At 50.9% G+C, this 2,487-nt stretch carries 2 protein-coding genes; both read left to right on the top strand.

Annotation, left to right across the window (positions count from 1 at the left end; genetic code table 11):
* Window positions 1-105: 105 nt before the first annotated feature.
* Entirely contained in the window at window positions 106-1,647 is a 1,542-nt protein-coding gene (gene istA, locus SPL68_RS18375; RefSeq protein WP_323816625.1) for an IS21 family transposase, read from the top strand.
* Complete coding sequence (istB, locus tag SPL68_RS18380) at window positions 1,637-2,425, top strand: IS21-like element helper ATPase IstB (RefSeq protein WP_323816626.1); 789 nt, start codon at window positions 1,637-1,639, stop codon at window positions 2,423-2,425. Before istA ends, istB begins: the two co-directional genes overlap by 11 nt.
* Window positions 2,426-2,487 lie beyond the last annotated feature (62 nt).

A 2,487-nucleotide genomic window follows, 5' to 3' on the forward strand; every position in this document is an offset into this window, starting at 1 on the left:
CTGTTGTTTTGCGTTTAAAACTGACCCACTAAACCCCCATATTTGCGTCGAAAATTGACCCACGTAAACCGACTATCCTGCTTGTTTTTTGAGCGGGAGATAGGAGTGATTAACGTGGCCATTTTGAGCAAGATCAGACGTTGGTATTTCCGTGACAAACTCTCGCTGCGGGAGATTGCACGACGTACCGGATTTTCCCGCAATACCGTTCGCCGCTATCTGCGCGATGAGATCAGCGAACCGGTTTACCCCAAGCGACAGACACCCAGTAAGCTTGATGCCTTTGCCGATAAGTTACGGCAGTGGCTAGTCGATGCCGCACGCACCTCGCGCAAGCAGCGCCGCTCACTCAAACAGATGCATGCCGATTTGCGTGCGCTGGGGTTTGAGGGTTCCTATGATCGTGTGGCGGTCTTTGCCCGCGAGTGGCGCCGCCAGCAGTTGGAATCGAGCAAAGGTGCGAGCAAGCACACCTATATCCCATTGCAATTCAAACCCGGTGAGGCGTTTCAATTTGATTGGAGCGAAGACTGGGCGGTAATTGCGGGTGAACGAGTAAAGCTGCAAGTCGCTCACTTCAAATTGAGTTACAGCCGCGCCTTCTTTGTTCGCGCTTATTTGCTGCAAACCCACGAGATGCTGTTCGATGCTCACCACCATGCGTTTAATGCGTGGGGTGGGATTCCGCAGCGCGGTATTTACGACAACATGAAGACCGCTGTCGATAAGGTAAAACGTGGCAAGCAGCGTGATGTGAATGCGCGTTTCGCCGCGATGGTTAGCCACTACCTGTTTGATGCAGAATTCTGCAATCCTGCCGCCGGTTGGGAGAAAGGTCAGGTCGAGAAGAACGTGCAGGACGCACGAAGAAGGCTCTGGCAACAGGTGCCAGCACAGCCCTCATTGATTGCGCTGAATGACTGGCTGCGTGAGCGCTGCGTTCAACTCTGGAGTGAATCTACTCATCCCACGGAAGTATTAACCATTCAAGCGGCATTGGATCATGAGCGATCCGTCCTGATGCCGGTAGGTCAGCCCTTTGATGGTTTTGTCGAACAGGCCAAGCGTATCTCACCCACGTGTTTAATCACCTTCGAGCGCACGCGCTACAGTGTGCCGTCGTCATTCGCCAATCGACCGGTGAGCTTGCATATCTATCATGATCACCTGGAGGTGATTGCTGAAGGCAATATCATCGCAGTGCATACCCGCGTGTTTAACCGCAAGCATGAGCAGGTAACGACTGTGTATGACTGGCGACATTACCTCTCGGTGTTGCAACGCAAACCCGGAGCGATTCGCAACGGTGCGCCTTTCGCAGAATTACCTCAAGCCTTTCAATCACTGCAAACCATTTTGTTAAAGCGCGCCGGTGGTGATCGGGAGATGGTGGATATTCTCGCGCTGGTTTTACTACACGATGAGCAGGATGTTCTCACGGCGGTTGAACTCGCATTGGAGACCGGCTCACCCTCCAAACAAATCGTGATCAATATCTTGAGTCGATTATTGGAAGGATCACCTATCGCACCGATTGAAGTCCCACCCTCATTAGCACTACGCATTGAACCGCTCGCCAACGTCAATCGCTACGACAAGCTGCGTGCGCAAACCATCGGCACACATGGAGGTCAGCATGCACACTAATCCCATGATCCCTGCACTCAAGTCACTCAAACTCTACGGCATGGCACATGCACTGAATGATCTGGCGGAGCAGGATTCACCAGCATTTCAAGCGAGTACTAACATCCTTGATCATTTGCTCAAAGCCGAACTGGCCGAGCGTGAAGTGCGCTCGGTGGCTTATCAGCTCAAGACAGCCAAATTCCCTGCCTATCGTGATCTGAGTGGTTTTGATTTTATGAGCAGCATGGCCAATGAAGCGCTGATTCGGCAATTGTGTACCGGTGATTTTATGGATAACGCACAGAATGTTGTGTTTGTCGGTGGCCCCGGAACGGGCAAAACCCATCTTGCCAGTGCAATCGGCATTCAAGCGATTGAGCAGTTGCATCGCCGTGTCCGCTTCTTCTCGACGATTGAGTTAGTGAATGCACTGGAGAAAGAAAAGCAGCAGGGCAAAGCAGGACAAATTGCATCGCGACTCATGCATACCGATTTAGTGATTCTGGATGAGATGGGTTATTTACCCTTCAGCCAAACCGGTGGTGCATTGTTGTTCCACTTGATGAGCAAGTTGTACGAACGCACCAGCATGATCATCACCACCAACCTCAGCTTTGCTGAATGGTCGAACGTATTTGGTGATGCAAAGATGACAACGGCGCTATTGGATCGAGTCACCCATCACTGTCATATTGTTGAAACCGGCAATGACAGCTATCGTTTCAAAGAAAGTTCAAACCCACCGAAAAAGGAGAAAAAGACGACAGCTTATCCACAACCCAAACCCGTAAAATAAACCATTAAGGGTGGGTCAAAATTCAACGCAAAAGGTGGGTCAGTTTTAAACGCAAATCAACA

The organism is Cellvibrio chitinivorans, from assembly GCF_035117775.1.
In the GTDB taxonomy this organism is placed as follows: Bacteria; Pseudomonadota; Gammaproteobacteria; order Pseudomonadales; family Cellvibrionaceae; genus Cellvibrio; species Cellvibrio chitinivorans.